The 17326-nt window shown below is 70.3% G+C and carries 17 protein-coding genes; 13 read left to right on the top strand and 4 right to left on the bottom strand.

The window, feature by feature from the left end:
- Window positions 1–8: 8 nt before the first annotated feature.
- The 5 genes from ACT53Q_RS02830 (at window position 9) to ACT53Q_RS02810 (ending at window position 4707) form a co-directional block, all read left to right on the top strand.
- The gene (locus ACT53Q_RS02830; RefSeq protein WP_476185117.1) at window positions 9–767 is read left to right on the top strand and encodes an S-methyl-5'-thioinosine phosphorylase; all 759 of its coding nucleotides are present in this window, start codon (window positions 9–11) and stop codon (window positions 765–767) included.
- 127 nt (window positions 768–894) lie between these two features.
- Entirely contained in the window at window positions 895–1101 is a 207-nt protein-coding gene (locus ACT53Q_RS02825; protein WP_476171124.1) for a cold-shock protein, read from the top strand.
- A 73-nt stretch (window positions 1102–1174) separates the two neighbouring features.
- On the top strand, window positions 1175–2395 hold the full coding sequence (locus ACT53Q_RS02820; RefSeq protein WP_476185116.1) for an FAD-dependent oxidoreductase: 1221 nt from the start codon (window positions 1175–1177) through the stop codon (window positions 2393–2395).
- Window positions 2396–2494: 99 nt separating this feature from the next.
- Complete coding sequence (locus ACT53Q_RS02815) at window positions 2495–4198, top strand: acyl-CoA dehydrogenase family protein (RefSeq protein ID WP_476185115.1); 1704 nt, start codon at window positions 2495–2497, stop codon at window positions 4196–4198.
- A complete protein-coding gene (locus ACT53Q_RS02810; protein WP_476185114.1) occupies window positions 4195–4707 on the top strand; it encodes a L,D-transpeptidase family protein in 513 nt (170 codons plus the stop codon). Before ACT53Q_RS02815 ends, ACT53Q_RS02810 begins: the two co-directional genes overlap by 4 nt.
- A gap of 54 nt (window positions 4708–4761) precedes the next feature.
- On the opposite strand, the gene ACT53Q_RS02805 is transcribed toward ACT53Q_RS02810, so the two are convergent.
- A complete protein-coding gene (locus tag ACT53Q_RS02805) occupies window positions 4762–6747 on the bottom strand; it encodes an SPFH domain-containing protein (RefSeq protein WP_476185113.1) in 1986 nt (661 codons plus the stop codon).
- Between the two features lie 526 nt (window positions 6748–7273).
- On the opposite strand from ACT53Q_RS02805, the gene ACT53Q_RS02800 reads away from it, so the two are divergent.
- The 8 genes from ACT53Q_RS02800 to rlmH are packed head-to-tail and all read left to right on the top strand — an operon-like array spanning window position 7274 to window position 14280.
- A complete protein-coding gene (locus ACT53Q_RS02800; protein ID WP_476185112.1) occupies window positions 7274–7843 on the top strand; it encodes a heme NO-binding domain-containing protein in 570 nt (189 codons plus the stop codon).
- Between the two features lie 28 nt (window positions 7844–7871).
- Entirely contained in the window at window positions 7872–10559 is a 2688-nt protein-coding gene (gene leuS / locus ACT53Q_RS02795) for a leucine--tRNA ligase (protein ID WP_476185111.1), read from the top strand.
- Window positions 10560–10616: 57 nt separating this feature from the next.
- Window positions 10617–11129: an LPS-assembly lipoprotein LptE gene (locus tag ACT53Q_RS02790; protein WP_476185110.1), complete on the top strand. Its 513-nt coding sequence runs from the start codon at window positions 10617–10619 to the stop codon at window positions 11127–11129.
- Between the two features lie 21 nt (window positions 11130–11150).
- Entirely contained in the window at window positions 11151–12209 is a 1059-nt protein-coding gene (gene holA / locus ACT53Q_RS02785) for a DNA polymerase III subunit delta (protein WP_476185109.1), read from the top strand.
- 3 nt (window positions 12210–12212) lie between these two features.
- Window positions 12213–12893: a nicotinate-nucleotide adenylyltransferase gene (nadD, locus tag ACT53Q_RS02780; RefSeq protein WP_476185108.1), complete on the top strand. Its 681-nt coding sequence runs from the start codon at window positions 12213–12215 to the stop codon at window positions 12891–12893.
- Window positions 12894–12920: 27 nt separating this feature from the next.
- Window positions 12921–13328: a ribosome silencing factor gene (rsfS, locus tag ACT53Q_RS02775; protein WP_476185107.1), complete on the top strand. Its 408-nt coding sequence runs from the start codon at window positions 12921–12923 to the stop codon at window positions 13326–13328.
- A 57-nt stretch (window positions 13329–13385) separates the two neighbouring features.
- Complete coding sequence (locus ACT53Q_RS02770) at window positions 13386–13799, top strand: YbjQ family protein (RefSeq protein ID WP_476185106.1); 414 nt, start codon at window positions 13386–13388, stop codon at window positions 13797–13799.
- 10 nt (window positions 13800–13809) lie between these two features.
- Window positions 13810–14280 carry a 23S rRNA (pseudouridine(1915)-N(3))-methyltransferase RlmH gene (gene rlmH / locus ACT53Q_RS02765; RefSeq protein ID WP_476185105.1) on the top strand — a complete coding sequence of 157 codons (471 nt, stop codon included), beginning with the start codon at window positions 13810–13812 and terminating at the stop codon, window positions 14278–14280.
- A gap of 45 nt (window positions 14281–14325) precedes the next feature.
- On the opposite strand, the gene ACT53Q_RS02760 is transcribed toward rlmH, so the two are convergent.
- The 3 genes from ACT53Q_RS02760 to ACT53Q_RS02750 form a co-directional block, all read right to left on the bottom strand.
- Entirely contained in the window at window positions 14326–15396 is a 1071-nt protein-coding gene (locus ACT53Q_RS02760) for an alkene reductase (RefSeq protein ID WP_476185104.1), read from the bottom strand.
- 239 nt (window positions 15397–15635) lie between these two features.
- Window positions 15636–16328, bottom strand: coding sequence for an energy transducer TonB (locus ACT53Q_RS02755; protein WP_476185103.1), 693 nt, complete (start codon window positions 16326–16328; stop codon window positions 15636–15638).
- A gap of 166 nt (window positions 16329–16494) precedes the next feature.
- On the bottom strand, window positions 16495–17250 hold the full coding sequence (locus ACT53Q_RS02750) for an SIMPL domain-containing protein (RefSeq protein WP_476185102.1): 756 nt from the start codon (window positions 17248–17250) through the stop codon (window positions 16495–16497).
- Window positions 17251–17326: the final 76 nt, after the last annotated feature.

Genomic DNA, 17326 nt, shown 5'->3' with positions numbered 1-17326 from the left:
CCCAGACCATGGACGCGCCCATCGCACTGGCCGTCGTCGGCGGCACCGGCCTGTATCGCCTCGCCGAACTGCAGGACGTCGAGACCCACCAGCCGCCGACGCGCTACGGCGCGCCCTCGGGTCCGGTGCGCGTGGGCACGCTGGCGGGGCATCGCGTCGCCTTCCTCGCGCGGCATGGCGAAGGTCATTCCGTTCCGCCGCACCGCATCAATTACCGCGCGAATCTCGCCGCGCTGCAGGCGGTCGGCGCGACCCGCGTGCTCGCGCTCAACACCGTGGGCGGCATCACCGAACGCTTCGGCCCGCGCGTGCTGGCCTGCCCGGACCAGTTGATCGACTACACCTGGGGCCGCGTCTCGACGCTGTGCGAAGAGCCCGGCACCGAGGTGCTGCACGTCGACTTCGGCGACCCGTACACGCCGTCGCTGCGTGCGGCGGTGCTGGCCGCGGCGTCGCGGGCGGGCGTCGCGCTGGTCGACGGCGGCTGTTACGGCGCCACCCAGGGGCCGCGGCTGGAAACCCGCGCCGAAATCGCGCGCATGCGCCGCGACGGCTGCGATCTGGTCGGCATGACCGGCATGCCCGAGGCGGGCCTCGCCCGCGAACTCGGTCTCGATTACGCCTGCCTCGCGATCGTGGCGAACTGGGCCGCCGGGGCGGGGCCGGTGACCGACGAGGTCATCACCCTGGACGAGGTGCTGGCGAACGTCGAGGCGGCGAGCGCCGGCCTCGGCCCGCTGCTGGTGGCGCTGCTGGGGCAGGACTGATTGCCGCACGTCGGCGACGGGGGCGTCTCCTCTTGCGCGCCGTTCAGGGACATGCATACTCGCGCCTGTGCGCCCGCTACTCATGCGGTTCGCACGACACCGCATCCCAATCGAGGTCATCAGGAATATGCCGTACGGAACAGTGAAGTGGTTCAACGACGCCAAGGGATTTGGCTTCATCGCCCCGGAAGATGGCAGTGCAGACGTGTTCGTGCACTTCTCGGCGATCAACGCGAAAGGCTTCCGAAGCCTTCAGGAAGGTCAGCGCGTGAGCTACGAGGTGACCACGGGCCCGAAGGGCGCGCAGGCAGCGGGTGTCGTGCCGGTCGCCTGAGTCTGGCGATCGTGTCGCATCCCGATTCGAGGCCCCGCTCCGGCGGGGCCTTTTTCATGCTGGAACCGTGCCGATGAAAGCACCGTTGCGCATCGCCATCGTCGGTTACGGCACCGCGGGCCAGGCGCTCGCGGTGGCGTTGAGCCGCGATGGCCACGACGTCGAGGTCTTCGAACGCGTGCCCGATCCGGGACCGGTGGGCGCGGGTTTCCTGCTGCAGCCCACCGGCCTGTGTGCGCTGTGGTCGCTGGGCCTGCTGCCTGCGGTCCGCGCGCACGGCGCGCCGGTGCGGCGTCTGTACGGCGAGACGCCAGAAAGTCGCCCGGTGATGGACATGCGCTATCGCGAGCTGCATCCGGCGATGCACGGCCTCGGCATGCAACGCGGCGCGATCTTCCGCATTCTCGACGCTGCATGGAGCGAACGGCGCGCATTGCACTGCGGCCGATCGATCGTCTCCGTCGATCACGGACGTGGCGTGCTGCGCGATGATCAGGGCGACGAGCACGGCGCCTACGATCTGGTCGCGGTGGCTGACGGCGCGGCCTCGGCGCTACGCGCGGACATCGGCGACATCGCGCTGGACCGGCCGTATCCCTGGGGCGCGCAATGGTGCCTGGTGCCGGCCGCGGGCTGGCCGTGGATGGACGAACTGCGCCAGCGCTACCGGCGGGCGCGGCAGATGATCGGCATGCTGCCGGTCGGCACGCGCCCGGACGATCCGGTGCCGCGCCTGAGTTTCTTCTGGAGCCTGCCCGTGTCCGCGCTCGCCGAGGCCGGGCGCGATGCCGATCGCTGGCGTGCGGACGTCGCCGCCCTCTGGCCCGAGGCGCTGGGCCCGCTGCGCGACATCGCCGTGCCGGACGGCCTGGCGCAGGCGCGTTACCGCGACTGCGTGCTGAAGCGCTGGCATCGCGGCCGCGCGGTGCTGGTCGGCGATGCCGCGCACGCGATGAGCCCGCAGCTGGGGCAGGGCGCGAACATGGCGCTGGTCGATGCGCTGGCCCTGCGCGATGCGCTGCGCGACGCCGCGACGCTGACGGACGCGCTCGCCCGCTACGAACGCGGACGCCGTGCGCACCTGCGCGCCTACCACTTCTGGAGCCGCTGGCTGACGCCGCTGTTCCAGTCCGATCGTGACCGCGTCGCGGCGCTGCGCGATCGCGTGTTCCATCCGCTGTCGCGCGTGCCCGGCGGACGCGGGCAATCGCTGCGCGTGCTCACCGGCACGCGCAACGGCTGGTTCGGTGTCTGGCCGCTGCCGCAGGCCTTTCTCGACGCCTTCGCGGACTGAGGCCGCGCCGTCGCTCGGCCGCAGCGCCGTGCATGCGGCACCGCGACGGCGGCGCCTGCTAGAGTCGACGACATCCGAACGCCGCCGCCGATCCGCCCGATGACGAATGCTCCCGACCTGCCCGCCGACACCCATGTCGTGCGCAACCAGCCGCCGGAATTCGGCCCCTGCGATCTCTGGGCCGGCGATCCCGCGCTGCGCGAGGCGGTGGTGCGCGAGGGCGGCGAGCTCTTCGTCGCGCATCTGCACGCCTACGGCCGACTCGCCGGCGATGCGCTGTATCGCGCCGCGTTCGATGCGCATCGCGATCGTCCGCGGCTGCGCACGCACGACCGCTTCGGCCATCGCATCGACACGGTCGAGTTCCATCCTGCGTACCACACGCTGATGGACGCGGCCATCGCCGGCGGTGTCGCCGGGCTGTCGTGGGCGCCTGCGACGTGGTCGCTGCCGCAGGCGGGCGCGCACGTCGCGCGTGCGGCGCTGAGCTACCTGCATCACCAGGCCGAACCCGGCACCAGTTGTCCGCTGACGATGACGCACGCGGCGGTGCCGGCGCTGCGTCGCGCGCCGGCGCTGCAGGCCTGGACCGACAAGGCTGCCAGCGCACGGTACGACCCGCGCGACATCCCGATGGCCGACAAGGCCGGCGTTACGCTCGGCATGGGCATGACCGAGAAGCAGGGCGGCAGCGACGTGCGCAGCAACGAGACCGTCGCCACGCCGCTGTCCGGCGGCGACGACTACGCGCTGGTCGGCCACAAATGGTTCTTTTCCGCGCCGATGAGCGACGGTTTCCTGGTGCTGGCGCAGGCGCCCGGTGGCCTGAGCTGTTTCCTGATGCCGCGCCGCCTGCCCGACGGCGCGCGCAACGCGTTCCGCGTGATGCGGCTGAAGGACAAGCTCGGCGACTGGTCGAACGCGTCGTCGGAAGTCGAATTCGCCGGTGCCCGCGCGCATCGCATCGGCGACGAAGGCCGCGGCGTGTCGGTCATCCTCGAAATGGTGATGCTCACCCGGCTCGACTGCATGCTTGGCTCCGCCGCGGAGATGCGCATGGCGCTGTTGCAGGCGCTGCACCACGTGCGTCATCGCGTCGCGTTCGGGCGACGGCTGGTCGAACAGCCGCTGATGCGCAACGTGCTGGCCGACCTCGCGATCGAGTCCGAAGCCGCGGCCGCGTTCGCGCTGCGCGTCGCCGGTGCGGTCGATCGTGCTGCGCACGATGCGCGCGAGGCCGGCTTCGCGCGCGTCGCCACCGCGATCGGCAAGTTCTGGATCTGCAAGCGCACGCCGGCGTTCGTCAACGAAGCGCAGGAATGCCTGGGCGGCGTGGGCTACGTCGAGGAGACGATCCTGCCGCGGCTGTACCGGCAGGCGCCGCTGAATTCGATCTGGGAAGGCAGCGGCAACATCCAGTGCCTGGACGTGCTGCGCGCGCTGCAGCGCGAGCCGGGCGCCGTCGATGCACTGCGCGCCGAACTGCAGGGCGCCGCGGGGCGGCAGTCCGATTTCGATGCCGCCGTCGCCGCGCTCGAACGCGATCTCGCGGACTGGAGTGCGCAACCGCCCGAGGCCGCGCAGTTCGCGGCGCGCGCGCAGGTCGAGCGCCTTGCGCTGGCGTTGCAGGCGGCGACGCTGCTGCGCGGCGACAGTCCGCTCGCGGACGCCTTCTGCCGCAGCCGGCTGGGCGGCGCGCGCGGCGCGGTGTTCGGCACGCTGGCCGATGCCGGCGCCGTCGAATGCGCGCTGGCGCGGCTGGATGCGACCGCCACGCATTCTTCCCCGGGAGCACAGGCATGAATCCGATCGTTGTCCGCACCACGCTGGCTGCAGCGCTGTCGTTCGCGACTGCCGCCGCGACGTCGGTACCGGCCGTGTGGCCGCCGCCGTTGGCACCCGCGGCCGAGCAGGTCGACGCGATCCGCGTCGACAAGTCCGAACGTCGCATGGAACTGCTGCGCGGCGACAAGGTGGTGCGTCGCTATCGCATCCTGCTGGGCGACGCCCCGGTCGGGCCCAAGCGCAAGCAGGGCGACGAACGCACGCCGGAAGGCCGCTACACGATCACGTTCCGCAACGGCGCCAGTCGCTACCACCTGTCGCTGCGGGTGTCGTATCCGAACGCTGCCGACGCAGCATGGGCGAAGGCGCGCGGCCTCGATCCCGGCGGCGACATCATGATTCACGGCGGCACGCCGCCCGGTTACGGCCGCGACTGGACCGATGGCTGCATCGCGGTCACCAACGCCGAGATCGAGGAAATCTGGCGGCTGGTGCCGGTGGGAACGCCGATCACGATCTCGCCGTGACCGGTCGTTCCGTTGCGTCCTGCCGCAGGCAGCGCCGCGGCAGGACGTCGTGCGTCAGACCACCGGTTCGCTGGTCGCCGGCGCCGGCATCGCCGGGGCGCGGGCCAGTTCGCCGGCCTTGAGTGCGCCCATCAGCGACAGCAGCGTGCCGAGCGCGTTGCCGTCGCCACCGGCACCGCTGCCGCCGCCGAGCTGGATCTGCGGCACCAGCGGCACGCGCGAGGTTTCCAGCGCTTCGGCCAGGCGCAGCATCACCGTCTGCATCATCTGCTTGTCCGCGCCTTCGCCTTCCAGCGCTTCCGACTTGGCCTTGATCGCGGCCGCTTCGGCCTCGCCGACCGCCTTGATCGCCGACGCGCGGCCGCTGCCTTCCATTTCCTGCTTGAACTTCTCGGCGTGGGCCAGCGCCTCGATCTCCTGGCGGCGCTTCTCGGCGGCCTTCACCGATGCCGCGCCCATGTTCTCCTTGATCGAGATGTCGACCAGCGACGCGGTCAGTTCCTTCTGCTTCGACGCGCGCTGCTCGGCTTCGTTGAGCTCGCGCTGCTTGTCGGCCGCGATCTGCTTCTGGGCGAAGGTCTCGACCTGCTCGCGCGCGATCTGGCGATCGCGCAGCTGCGCCATGATGTACTCGATCTGGGTGTCGCCCGGCTGCGGCTTGGGCGTGCCGATCAGCACTTCCTGGAATTCCAGCGAGTAGGCGAGGAAGCGTTCCTTCATGTCGACGGAGGCCTGCGTCTGCAACTCGCTGCGCGACTGGATCAGCTCGATGAAGGTCTTGGTCTGCGAGATGTTCTTGAAGTACGAGGACACCATCGGGTCCAGCGTCTGTTCCACCAGCTGCGCGACGTTGCCGAAGCGCTGGATCACCAGCGGCGCCTTGCGGTAGTCGATGTGCACCACCACCGACAGCGGCAGGTTGGGCTCGAACGCATCCTTGGTGATCAGCGTGATCTCGCGCAGGTTGGAGTCGAAGCGCGAGCCGCTTTCGCCCGACTTCCACATCAGCACGAAGTTGGTGGTCGGCACCAGTTCGATCTTGCCGGCGTAGGTGTTGAACGCGTACTTGCCGGGCATCAGCGGATTGCGCCACACGCCGCGGCAGCCGTTCTCGACCAGTTCGCCGTGGCTGTAGTCGGTACCGGTGATGTCTTCGCCCTTGCCGCCGGTGTAGGAGACGACCACGCCGACGTGGCCGACGGGGATGATCGTCTTGTTGATGAACTCCACCGTCGCGAACAGGCGGTTGATGTAGTACGTGCCTTCGACCAGCACGCGTTCCTGGCGGCCGCGCAGGCCGCCGGCGGCGAGGAATCGCTCCGGTTCCTGGAACGAGTTGTGGCCGTCGCCGACGTCGGGCGCCAGCAGTTCGTCGCGCGGCAGGCCGGGGCCGTCCATCACGGTGACGATGGCGAGCTGGTCCGACTCGTGCGTGCCGGGGATTTCCTTGATGACGACCGGCACGAACGCACTGCGTTGCACGAGCACGCCGCGCATGTTGTCGTAGTACGCCTGTTCGTCCTTGTCGAGCGAGAGGCCGTAGGTGGCTTCGTCGGTCATCACCACGAACAGCGCCGGATTGATGATGTGCGTGCCTTCGCGCAGGATCTTGCGCTGCGGGCCCTTCTGGCCGCCGGTGGCGAGGAAGCCGCGCACGTCGCGGAAATCCTTCGCCTGCGCGTTGTCGGCGAGGGTCTGCCCGGCGGGCAGGTCATGGCCGTCGCGCGCGAACACGTAGCCGATCTTGCCCTGGGTGACGACGATCATCGGCCGGGTGTGCACGCGGTACTGCAGCGGCATGAAGAAATGGAAACCGCCGCGCAGGAGGTCGGGCTGGAAGCCCGCTTCGCCGTCGAGCGCGAGCAGTCCGTGTTTCACGGATCCCTTCGGGCTCCACAGTTTTTCGACGATGCCGATGCGGTTGTTGGGGATGTAGCGGATGACGCCGAGCAGGTACAGCGCGGCGACGAGCGCCACGAGCGAGAACAAGACGATGCCGGCGATGGCCAGCGGACCAAGACCAGAAACGAGGGGAAACATGAGAGGTGTCCTGAGTAGGAGTGGGGCGCGTTCTTCGGTTGCGTCGAAGGCCGGCGTTCGACATCCCCGCGCCGCTTGCGGCGAGGATGGAGTGCGGCGATGGAGATGCGGCGGACGTGGCGTCTGGGAGGCCTGACCGGAACGGCGCGCGCAGTATGCGCTTCCGCCTGCGGTTTTCCAGAGATGTGCGGGTAAACTTTCGACAGGGGTACGGAAAACGCCACGCCGATCAGGTGGTTGCATGTTTCGTGCGCTCGCGCACGCTTCCCGCGGCGCCGCGCGGGCACGATCCGCACCTTCGTTCCGCGTGGAAGGCACGCGCGGCCCGCGACCTGTGCCGCGTGGCGATGCGGCCGGTTGCGCGCGGTGCCTCGACGTGTGTTAAATGCGGGATGGGGATCAGGAGTCGTCGTGCCGGAGGGGACGTCCGGTGTGTGACGGCATGCAGCCGCCGATGGCGGCGAACGTGGGCCTTCGAAGGTACGAAGGGCACGCCACAGGGTGTCAGGGAGAACCGATGTACGGTGTGATTTTCGATTTTCTGCGCAGTTACGTGATCGAGCGCCACGGTGGCCGCGCCACCTGGGATGCGCTGCTGAAGGAAGCCGGCATCGGCTACAAGGTGTACTTCCCGGTCGCCCAGTATCCCGACGAGGAGATCGTCAAGCTCGCCACCACGGCCGCGGGCATGCTCAATGCGCCGCTGACGACCGTGCTCGAGGATTTCGGCGATTTCGTCGGCCCGTCGCTGGTGACGTACTACGAGATGTTCGTCAAGCCGGAGTGGCGCACGTTCGAAGTGCTGGAGAACGCGAGCTACAAGATCCACGACGCCATCCACAAGCACAATCCCAAGCGCAACCCGCCCGAACTGCGCACGTACCGCCAGGACGACGACCGGATGTTGCTGACCTATTTCTCCGAGCGCCGCCTGTGCTTCGTGGCCAAGGGCATCGTCCGCGGCCTGGCGAAGAAGTACGGGGAACAGATCGAGGTCCGCGAGACCCAGTGCATGCACCACGGGGCGAGCCAGTGCCACCTGGAGATCACCCGGAAGCCGGCCCTCGGCAGCGAGGGGGGGTATGCGGTAAGGTAGCGGGCTTCCCCAGCCCCCGACCGTCGCCGTGTCCGCCGATGCCCAGCAGGGCGCCTCCGCTCCGTCCGAGGCCGCCCCTTACAGCCCCCGTTCCGTCGAAACCGCCGCCCAGGCCTTCTGGCGCGACCGCCGCGCCTTCGAGGTCGATGAAGCCTCCGACAAGCCCAAGTACTACTGCCTGTCGATGCTGCCGTACCCGTCGGGCGCGCTCCACATGGGGCACGTGCGCAACTACACGATCGGCGACGTGATCAGCCGCCACCGGCGGATGACCGGCCACAACGTGCTGCAGCCGATGGGCTGGGACGCGTTCGGCCTGCCCGCCGAGAACGCCGCGCTCAAGCACAAGACCGCGCCGGCGAAGTGGACCTACGCCAACATCGACCACATGCGCGGCCAGCTGCAGTCGCTGGGCTACGCGATCGACTGGTCGCGCGAGTTCGCGACCTGCCGCCCGGACTACTACGTCCACGAGCAGCGCATGTTCACCCGGCTGATGAAGAAGGGCCTGGTGTACCGCAAGAACTCGGTGGTGAACTGGGACCCGGTCGACCAGACCGTGCTGGCGAACGAGCAGGTGATCGATGGCCGCGGCTGGCGCTCCGGCGCGCTGGTCGAGAAGCGCGAGATCCCGCAGTGGTTCCTGAAGATCACCGCCTACGCCCAGGAGCTGCTGGACGGGCTGGACACGCTGGACGGCTGGCCGGAATCGGTCAAGACGATGCAGCGCAACTGGATCGGCCGCAGCGAGGGCCTGGAATTCGCGTTCGACGTCGCCGGCAGTGACGACAAGCTGCGCGTGTTCACCACGCGGCCCGACACGCTGATGGGCGTCTCCTTCGTCAGCGTCGCCGCCGAGCATCCACTGGCGCTGCGTGCGGCGGAGACGAATCCGGAGCTGGCCGCCTTCATCGCCGAGCTGCGCAAGGGCGGCGTGTCCGAGGCGGAGCTGGAGACGCAGGAAAAGCGCGGCATGGCCACCGGCCTGTTCGCGATCCACCCGATCAGCGGCGAGCAGGTGCCGATCTGGGTCGCCAACTTCGTGCTGATGGGCTACGGCACCGGCGCGGTGATGGCGGTGCCCGGCCACGACGAGCGCGACTTCGAGTTCGCGACGAAATACGGCCTGCCGATCCAGCAGGTCATCGGCCTGCGCGGCATCGTGCCGCCGCACCTGCTGCCCGAAGAACACCGCTACGACACCGCGTGCTGGAAGCCGTGGTACGGCGACAAGACCAACCCCGCCGCGATGTGCATCAACTCCGGCGAAGGCCTGGACGGCAAGGGATATCGCGAGGCGTTCGACCATCTGGCCGCGAAGTTCGAGGCCGAAGGCCGCGGCGAGCGCAAGGTGAATTTCCGCCTGCGCGACTGGGGCGTGAGCCGCCAGCGTTACTGGGGCTGCCCGATCCCGGTGATCTACTGCCCGACCTGCGACGCGGTGCCGGTGCCCGAGGACCAGCTCCCAGTGCTGCTGCCGGAAGACGTGCAGGACGCGTTCGCGTCCGGCGCGGTGCTGTCGCCGATCAAGTCCGACCCCGAGTGGCGCAAGACCACCTGCCCGCACTGCGGCGGCCCGGCCGAGCGCGAGACCGACACCTTCGACACCTTCATGGAGTCGAGCTGGTACTACGCGCGCTACACCTCGCCTGGCGCGACCGACATGGTCGACGGCCGCGCGAAGTACTGGACGCCGGTCGACCAGTACATCGGTGGCATCGAGCACGCGATCCTGCACCTGCTGTACTTCCGCTTCTACCACAAGCTGCTGCGCGACGAAGGCCTGGTCGACAGCGACGAACCCGCGGTCAACCTGCTGTGCCAGGGCATGGTGATCGCGGAAACCTTCTACCGTGACAACGCCGACGGCTCGAAGGACTGGATCAACCCGGCCGACGTCGAGATCGAGCGCGACGACAAGGGCCGCATCGTCGGCGCGAGGTCGAAGGCCGACGGCGCAGCGGTGCGCATCGGCGCGGTCGAGAAGATGTCGAAGTCGAAGAACAACGGCGTCGACCCGCAGGCGATGGTCGACAAGTTCGGCGCCGACACCGTGCGCCTGTTCTCGATGTTCGCCGCGCCGCCCGAGCAGTCGCTGGAGTGGAACGAGGCCGGCGTCGAGGGCATGTCGCGCTTCCTGCGCCGGTTCTGGCGCGAAGTGACCACGCACGCGTCGCAGCCGGATCATCCTGAAGTCGACGTCGCCGCGCTGAACGCTGCGCAGAAGACGCTGCGTCGCCAGTTGCACGAGGCGATCCAGAAGGTCGGCGACGACTACGGCCGCCGCTACAGCTTCAACACCGCGATCGCCGCGCTGATGGAGCTGCTCAACCATGTCTCGAAGTTCGACGACATGAGCGAGCAGGGCCGCGCGGTGCGACACGAGGCGCTGCAGGCGATGGTGCTGCTGCTGAACCCGGTGACGCCGCACGTCTGCCACCACCTGTGGCAGGTGCTGGGCCATCCGGAGACGCTGCTGGAGGACGTGCCGTTCCCGCAGGCCGACCCGGCCGCGCTGGTGCGCGACGCGGTGACGCTGGCGGTGCAGGTCAACGGCAAGCTGCGCGGCACGATCGAGATGGCCGTGGACGCCCCGCGCGAGGCCGTCGAGGCCGCCGCGCTGGCCGAGCCGAACGTGGTCAAGTTCATGGACGGGCTGACGGTGTGCAAGGTCATCGTCGTGCCCGGCAAGATCGTGAACATCGTGGCCGGCTGAGGCCGCGTCCGCGCCGCCCGGCTTGCCCGCCGCCGCCCCCTCCGCCAGACTGCGCCCATGAAGATCGCCCGCCTCGCCTTCGGCCTCGCCCTGCTGCTCCCGCTCGCCGGCTGCGGCTTCCACCTGCGCAACGCCTTGGTCCTGCCGGCCGACGTCGGCCCGGTCGCGGTCACCGCGCGCGACCCGTACAGCCCGCTGGGCGACTCGCTGGCGCGCGCCATGGAGCGTGCGGGCGCGACGCCCGCCACCGCGGGTGCCGAGGGCGCGACCACGCTGGAAGTGCTGTCGGAGAAGTGGAACGACCTGCCGCTGTCGATCGACACCGCCGGCCGCGCCCAGGAATTCAGCCTCCGCTACGCCGTGGTCTTCCGCCTGCGCCACGCCGACGGCACCGACATCGTGCCGCAGCAGGCGGTCGAACTGTCCCGCGACTACATCGCGCCGCCGGCCGACTCCATCGGCCGCAACAGCGAACGCGAGCTGCTGGTCGAGGAAATGCGCAAGGACATGAGCGCGGCGATCCTGCGCCGCATCGACGCCGCACTGCGCGCGCCGGCCAGGACGCCCTGAGCGCGGCGCCCGCCGCCCGCCATGGAACTCTCCCCCGAACGCCTCGTCGCCCAGCTCGACAGCGAGCCGCTGCGGCCCGTCTACCTGATCGCCGGCCCCGAGCCGCTGCGGGTGCTGGAGGCCGCCGACGCCGTGCGCGCCCGTGCCCGCGCCGAGGGCATCGCCGAGCGCGAGGTGCTGGACGCCGACGGCCGCGACTTCGACTGGAACCGCCTCACCCAGAGCCTCGGCGCGATGAGCCTGTTCGCGACCCGGCGGCTGATCGACCTGCGCCTGCCGTCGGCCAAGCCCGGCAAGGATGGCGCCGAGGCGATCCTCGATTTCTGCAATCACCCGCCCGACGACGTGGTCCTGCTGATCACCGGCGAGGACTGGAGCCGCCAGCACGGCGGCAAGTGGAGCGAGGCCATCGCTCGCGTCGGCCACCACGCCGTGGCGTGGACGCTGAAACCGCACGAGCTGACCGACTGGGTCGAGCGCCGCCTGCGCGCCCGCGGCCTGCACGCCGACCGCGAAGCGGTGGAGCGGCTGGTCGAGCGGGTCGAAGGCAACCTGCTGGCGGCGGCGCAGGAGATCGACAAACTCGCGCTGCTGTCCGATGGCCAGGTCATCGACCTCGCCCGGATGGAGGCCTGCGTGGCCGACGCCGCGCGCTTCGACGTGTTCCGGCTGATCGACGTCGCGCTCAACGGCCAGGCCGCGCTGGCGGTGCGCATGCTCCACGGCCTGCGCGCCGAGGGCGAGGCGGTGCCGGCGCTGATGGGCATGCTGGTGATGGAACTGCAGCGCGCCGCGGCGCTGGCGCGGGTGCAGGCGCGCGGCGGCAACCTCGCTGCCGAATTCAAGGCCCAGCGCGTCTGGGATGCCAAGCAGGCGGTCTACCGGCGCGCGCTGCAGCGGCACGACGCCGCGCGCTGGGAGCGCTTCGTGATCGAGGCCGGCCGGGTCGACCGCATCGCCAAGGGCCGGTCGCGCCCGGGCGAGGAGCCCGCGGACGCGTGGCTGGCGCTGGAACGCCTGCTGCTGGCCGTCGCCGAACCGCGCGGCGCCCGGCTGCTGAGCGGCCGCGCGGCGGGCTGAACCATGCTGCTACGCGTCTTCTACGGCGGGACCTTCGATCCGGTGCACAACGGGCATCTGGCGATCGCGCATGCCGCCCGCGACGCCCTCGGCACCATGGTCCGGCTGATGCCCGCCGCCGACCCGCCGCACCGCACCGCGCCCGGCGCCACCGCCGAACAGCGGGCGGCGATGCTGGACCTGGCGGTCGCGGGGCAGGGCGGGTTGCGGGTGGATCGCCGCGAACTGGCCCGCGAGACCCCGAGCTACACCATCGACACCCTGCAAGGCCTGCGCGCCGAGTTCGGCGAGGCCGCGCCGCTGGCGTTCGTGATCGGCGCCGACAGCCTGTACGGCCTGCCGACGTGGAAGGAGCCCGAGGCGCTGGTCGCCGGCGCCCACTGGGTGGTCGCCGAGCGCCCGGGCATCGACCTCGACGTGCGCCTGCCGCCGGAAGCCACCCGGCTGATCGCCGGCCGCTGGACCCGCGATCCCGAGGACCTACGCGCGTCCCCGGGCGGCCGGGTGCTGCGCCTGCGCCACCCGCTGCATCCCGAATCCGCCACCGACATCCGCCGCCGGATCGCCGGCGGTGAGACCTGGCACCACCTCGTGCCGCCGCCGGTGGCGCGCTACATCGTCGAACACGGCCTCTACGGCGCGGTCCCGGTGACGGTCCGGTCGCCGCCGTCGCCGCGGGTATAATCCGGCCATTCCACGCGAGGACCGCTCTTGTCCAGTTCCAGCAATGCGCACGTGATCAAGACCGTGCTGCCCACCCCGGCGCCCGCCGTCGACGTCCTCCTGCGCCAGGTCCACGCCGCGGTCGAAGACCTCAAGGCCAAGGATGTCGTCGAAATCGACGTCCGCGGCAAGACCAGCGTCTGCGACTTCCTGCTCATCGCCTCCGGCACCTCGACCCGCCATGTGAAGTCGATCGCCGACGAAGTGGTGCGCAAGGTGAAGGAGCTCGACGTCATGCCGCTGGGCGTCGAAGGCGAACGCGAGGCCGAATGGGTGCTGGTCGACCTCGGCGACGTGGTCGTCCACGTCATGCTGCCGCGAGTGCGCGAGTTCTACGCGCTGGAGCGGCTGTGGACGGTCGGCGACCAGCCGCCGGAATCCGCCGACGCGGACTGACCGCGCGGACCCGAGCACGCCGCCCGACGTGCGGCATTCCACCGGAGAGGCGCGACGATGAGCGATCCGTACAACAGCACGAGCGGCGCGCTGCCGCCGCCGATGCCCGCGCCGCGGCGCATGCCGCCGGCCGCGCTGGGCGACGCGATGGTGACCACCGCGTTCGAGCTGCCCGGCTACCGCGTGGTGGAGAACCTCGGCATCGTCCGCGGGATCATGGTGCGGTCGCGCTCGGTGGTCGGCAATTTCATCGGCGGCCTGCAGACGCTGTTCGGCGGCAACATCACCATCTACACCGAACTGTGCGAGCGCGCCCGCGCCGACACCTACCGCGACATGCTGAGCCACGCGCGCCAGCTGCGCGCGAACGCCATCATCGGCATGCGCTACGACGCCACCGAAGTGATGCCCGGGCTCACCGAAGTGCTGTGCTATGGCACTGCGGTGATCGTCGAACCGATCCACGGCTGAGTCTCGCAACGTGAAGGCCCGCCTGATCGCCGTCGGCGAACGCGCGCCGTCATGGGTGGCGGAAGGCTTCGCCGAATACCGCAAGCGGCTGTCGCACTGGCTGCCGCTGGACCTCGTCGAGATCGAACCCGGCCTGCGTGGCAAGGGCCGCGATGCGGTGCGCGCGACCGCCGACGAAGGCGCGCGCGTGCTCGCCGCATTGCCGAAGTCAGCGCACGTGATCGCGCTCGACGGCCGCGGTCGTCAGCATTCCTCCGAACAACTGGCGCAGCGGCTGGAGCACTGGCGTGCCGGTGGCCGCGATCTCGCGTTCCTGATCGGCGGCCCGGAAGGGCATGCGCCCGACGTGCTGGCGCGTGCCGACGAACACTGGTCGCTGGGGCCGCTCACGCTGCCGCACATGCTGGTGCGGCTGGTGCTGGCCGAGCAGCTCTACCGCGCCGCGGCGCTGCTCGCCAACCATCCCTACCATCGCGCCTGACCACCGGACGGCGCACCGTCCGATGATCTGGCTGCGCGTCGCGACTCAGCCGGCGAAGCGCGGATAGTCGGTGTAGCCCTTCGCGCCCGGCGTGTAGAACGTGCTGCTGTCGGGCGCCGCCAGCGGCGCTCCGGCGCGGATGCGCTCCGGCAGGTCGGGATTGGCGATGAACGCGCTGCCGAACGCTACCGCGTCGAGCTTGCCCGCCGCGATCGCGGTGTCGGCCTCGGCCGGCGTGTAGCCCATGTTGCCGATCAGCACGCCGTCGTAGACCTCGCGCGCCGGCGTCATCACGTCGCCCTGCTGCTGGCCGAGGAAATCGGCGCGCATCACGTGCCAGTAGGCGAGATCGAAATCGTTGAGGCGCTTGCCCAGCCAGCGGATCAGGCCGACCGGATCGCTGTCGCGCATCGCGTTGTAGCTGTTGAGCGGCGACACGCGCACGCCGACCTTGCCGCTGCCCCACACCGCGCACGTCGCCTCGATCACTTCCAGCAGCAGGCGCGCGCGATGCTCGATCGGGCCACCGTACGGACCCTGGCGATGGTTCGCGCCGTCGCGCAGGAATTCGTCGAGCAGGTAGCCGTTGGCGCCGTGCACTTCGACGCCGTCGAAGCCGGCCTCGTGCGCGTTGCGCGCAGCGGTCTTGAAGCCGGCGACGATGCCCGGCAGTTCGGCGTCGTCCAGCACGCGCGGCATCACGTAATCGACCTTGCCCTTCGGCGTGTAGACCTGGTCGTTGTCGATGCGCAGCGCGCTCGGCGCCACCGGCTGTGCGTCGTCGTTGAGATCGGGATGGCAGGCGCGGCCGCCGTGCCAGACCTGCAGGACGATGCGTCCGCCCGCGGCGTGCACGGCGTCGGTGACGCGCTTCCAGCCGGCGATCTGCGGCTCGCCGTAGATGCCCGGCTCGTGCCAGAACGCGGAGTTGCCGGCAATCGCCATCGTGGCTTCGGCGATGATCAGGCCGGCGCTGGCGCGCTGAGCGTAGTACTCGGCCATCAGTGCGCCGGGCACGTGGTCGTCTTCGGCGCGGCAGCGGGTGAGCGGCGCCATCAGGATGCGGTTGGGCAGATGCAGGTCGCCGGCCTGCAGCGGGGTGAACAGGGAATCCATCGGGTCGGTCCTGGCCGTGAGGGGCGGTCAGTGTCGCCGTTGCCCGGGCCGGGCACCACGCGCACCGGCGGAACGATGCGGCGCGCGCATCGCGCCAAAAATTGCGGGAAGCCGACGAAAAAAAACCGCCGGTCGCATCGTCGACGACCGGCGGTAGTCCGTCTCCGGACCCGGGGAACACGGGGATCAATGGCAGGGCGTGCGCATGCAGATCAAGCGCAGACCGCGCACGAAAAGGATCACTGGCGACTGAGCGAGAAGTTCACCGGCACCAGGCCGTAGACCTGGATCGCCTGGCCGTCGCGGATCGCCGGCCGGAACTTCCACTTGCGCAGCACCTGGCGCTTGGCGGCATCGTCGAGGCGGCGGTTGCCGCTGCTGTGCTCGATGTCCACCGACAGCGGCGTGCCGTCGATGTCGACCAGCACCTTCAGCAGCACGGTGCCTTCGGCGCCGGCCATCAGCGCCTCGCGCGGATACGAGGGCGCGGGCGCGTCGGCGTACTGCAGGTGCTCGCTGGCGAGCGGGCCTACCGCTGGCACCTCGATCTTCGCGACCTCGGTGCCGATGTTCGTCGGCGGCGGCAGCGACATCTCGGTGGCGACATCGGTGAGCACCGGCGGTGGCGGTACCGTCACCGGCTGCGGACGGAGTTCGGGCTGCGGCGCCGCGGTCTGCGGCTTCGGGCGTTCGACCGGCACGGTCGGCGGCGGGGGCGGCGGCTTGGGTGGATCGAGCGGCACGGTATAGACGGGGGCCTCCGGCTGCGCCATCTGGATCGGTGCGGCCACCGGCACCAGCAGCAGCATGAGCGCGGCGATGTTCAGCGCGATCGCGCCGGCCATGCCGACGACGCGGGAGGGCTGGATCGCGGCGATGGCCTGCGCGAGGCCGTCGGCGCGGGCGTGGGTGCGGGACTGGGCCAGGATCATGGAGCACCTCCGTCGGTTGGGGACGTCGGTACGAACGGGGCAGGTGCCGCCGCGGGGTTGCCTGCCGAAGAAATTTTTTCGGGCCGCGTTTCCGTGGCCGGAAACGCCGACACCCGCCGGGCGGCGGGTGTCGGGTGGATTGCACGATGCGGCGGTGCCGCGCGGATCAGTCGGTCAGTTCGAACACCACGTCCAGCGTGATCGACAGCGAGGTTTCGCCCGGGGACACGGCGGTGTCGGCCGCGCCGACCATCGCCATCTTCATCCGCGGCATCGGACCCGGCAGGCCGCCGCTGCCGCCTTCGGCGACGCTGACGATGCGCTTCACGCGCTTGCCCAGCGCGGCGGCATAGAGTTCGGCGCGGGCCTGCGCCTTCTTCAGCGCAGCGCGGCGGGCCTCGTCGTAGACGGCCTCGGGTTCGTCGATCTCGAAGGTCGGGCCGTTGATCTGGTTGGCGCCGTTCGCCACCAGCGCGTCCAGCACCTTGCCCAGCTTCGCGATGTCGCGGACCTTCACGTTGACGGTGTTGCTGGCCTGGTAGCCGGTGATCGCCGGGGCCTGGTTCTCGGCGTAGCGGTACTGCGGGTTGATGCTGATGCCGGCGGTCTGCACGTCGCGCTCGGCGATGCCGGCGGCGCGGATGGCGGCCATGACCTTGTCCATCTGCACGGCGTTGGCGCGCATCGCGGTGTTGGCGTCCGTCGACTGGGTGACCACGCCGGCGGAGATCGTCGCCACGTCCGGCGTGCGGCTGGCGTGGGCCTCGGCGCTGACCGAGAGCAGGGTACCGCGTTCGGCGGCGGGGGACGATTCGGCGGAGGCGGTCATGGCGAGACCCGAGAGCAGGAGGAAGGCGAGGGCGGCGGCGAAGCGGCGCGGCGTCGAAGTGGGGCGGAGCGGCGTGGTGCGACGGACGTGCATGGGGGATTCCTTGTCGGGTCGGGACGGCAGGATGGTCCCGGTGGGCGGGTGAACGCACTGTGAGCTTGGTCGGGGT

This window comes from Lysobacter sp. DMC97 (genome assembly GCF_056313745.1).
This window is presented reverse-complemented; position numbering and strand designations above follow the sequence as displayed.

Bases quoted from the DNA above. Each gene is read 5' to 3' on its own strand.
- ACT53Q_RS02820 (WP_476185116.1), top strand. From the start codon at position 1,175: ATGAAAGCACCGTTGCGCATCGCCATCGTCGGTTACGGCACCGCGGGC.
- nadD (WP_476185108.1), top strand. From the start codon at position 12,213: ATGCTGCTACGCGTCTTCTACGGCGGGACCTTCGATCCGGTGCACAAC.
- ACT53Q_RS02805 (WP_476185113.1), bottom strand. From the start codon at position 6,747: ATGTTTCCCCTCGTTTCTGGTCTTGGTCCGCTGGCCATCGCCGGCATC.
- ACT53Q_RS02755 (WP_476185103.1), bottom strand. From the start codon at position 16,328: ATGATCCTGGCCCAGTCCCGCACCCACGCCCGCGCCGACGGCCTCGCG.
- ACT53Q_RS02825 (WP_476171124.1), top strand. From the start codon at position 895: ATGCCGTACGGAACAGTGAAGTGGTTCAACGACGCCAAGGGATTTGGC.
- ACT53Q_RS02830 (WP_476185117.1), top strand. From the start codon at position 9: ATGGACGCGCCCATCGCACTGGCCGTCGTCGGCGGCACCGGCCTGTAT.
- ACT53Q_RS02790 (WP_476185110.1), top strand. From the start codon at position 10,617: ATGAAGATCGCCCGCCTCGCCTTCGGCCTCGCCCTGCTGCTCCCGCTC.
- ACT53Q_RS02810 (WP_476185114.1), top strand. From the start codon at position 4,195: ATGAATCCGATCGTTGTCCGCACCACGCTGGCTGCAGCGCTGTCGTTC.
- ACT53Q_RS02815 (WP_476185115.1), top strand. From the start codon at position 2,495: ATGACGAATGCTCCCGACCTGCCCGCCGACACCCATGTCGTGCGCAAC.
- ACT53Q_RS02770 (WP_476185106.1), top strand. From the start codon at position 13,386: ATGAGCGATCCGTACAACAGCACGAGCGGCGCGCTGCCGCCGCCGATG.
- ACT53Q_RS02760 (WP_476185104.1), bottom strand. From the start codon at position 15,396: ATGGATTCCCTGTTCACCCCGCTGCAGGCCGGCGACCTGCATCTGCCC.
- holA (WP_476185109.1), top strand. From the start codon at position 11,151: ATGGAACTCTCCCCCGAACGCCTCGTCGCCCAGCTCGACAGCGAGCCG.
- ACT53Q_RS02750 (WP_476185102.1), bottom strand. From the start codon at position 17,250: ATGCACGTCCGTCGCACCACGCCGCTCCGCCCCACTTCGACGCCGCGC.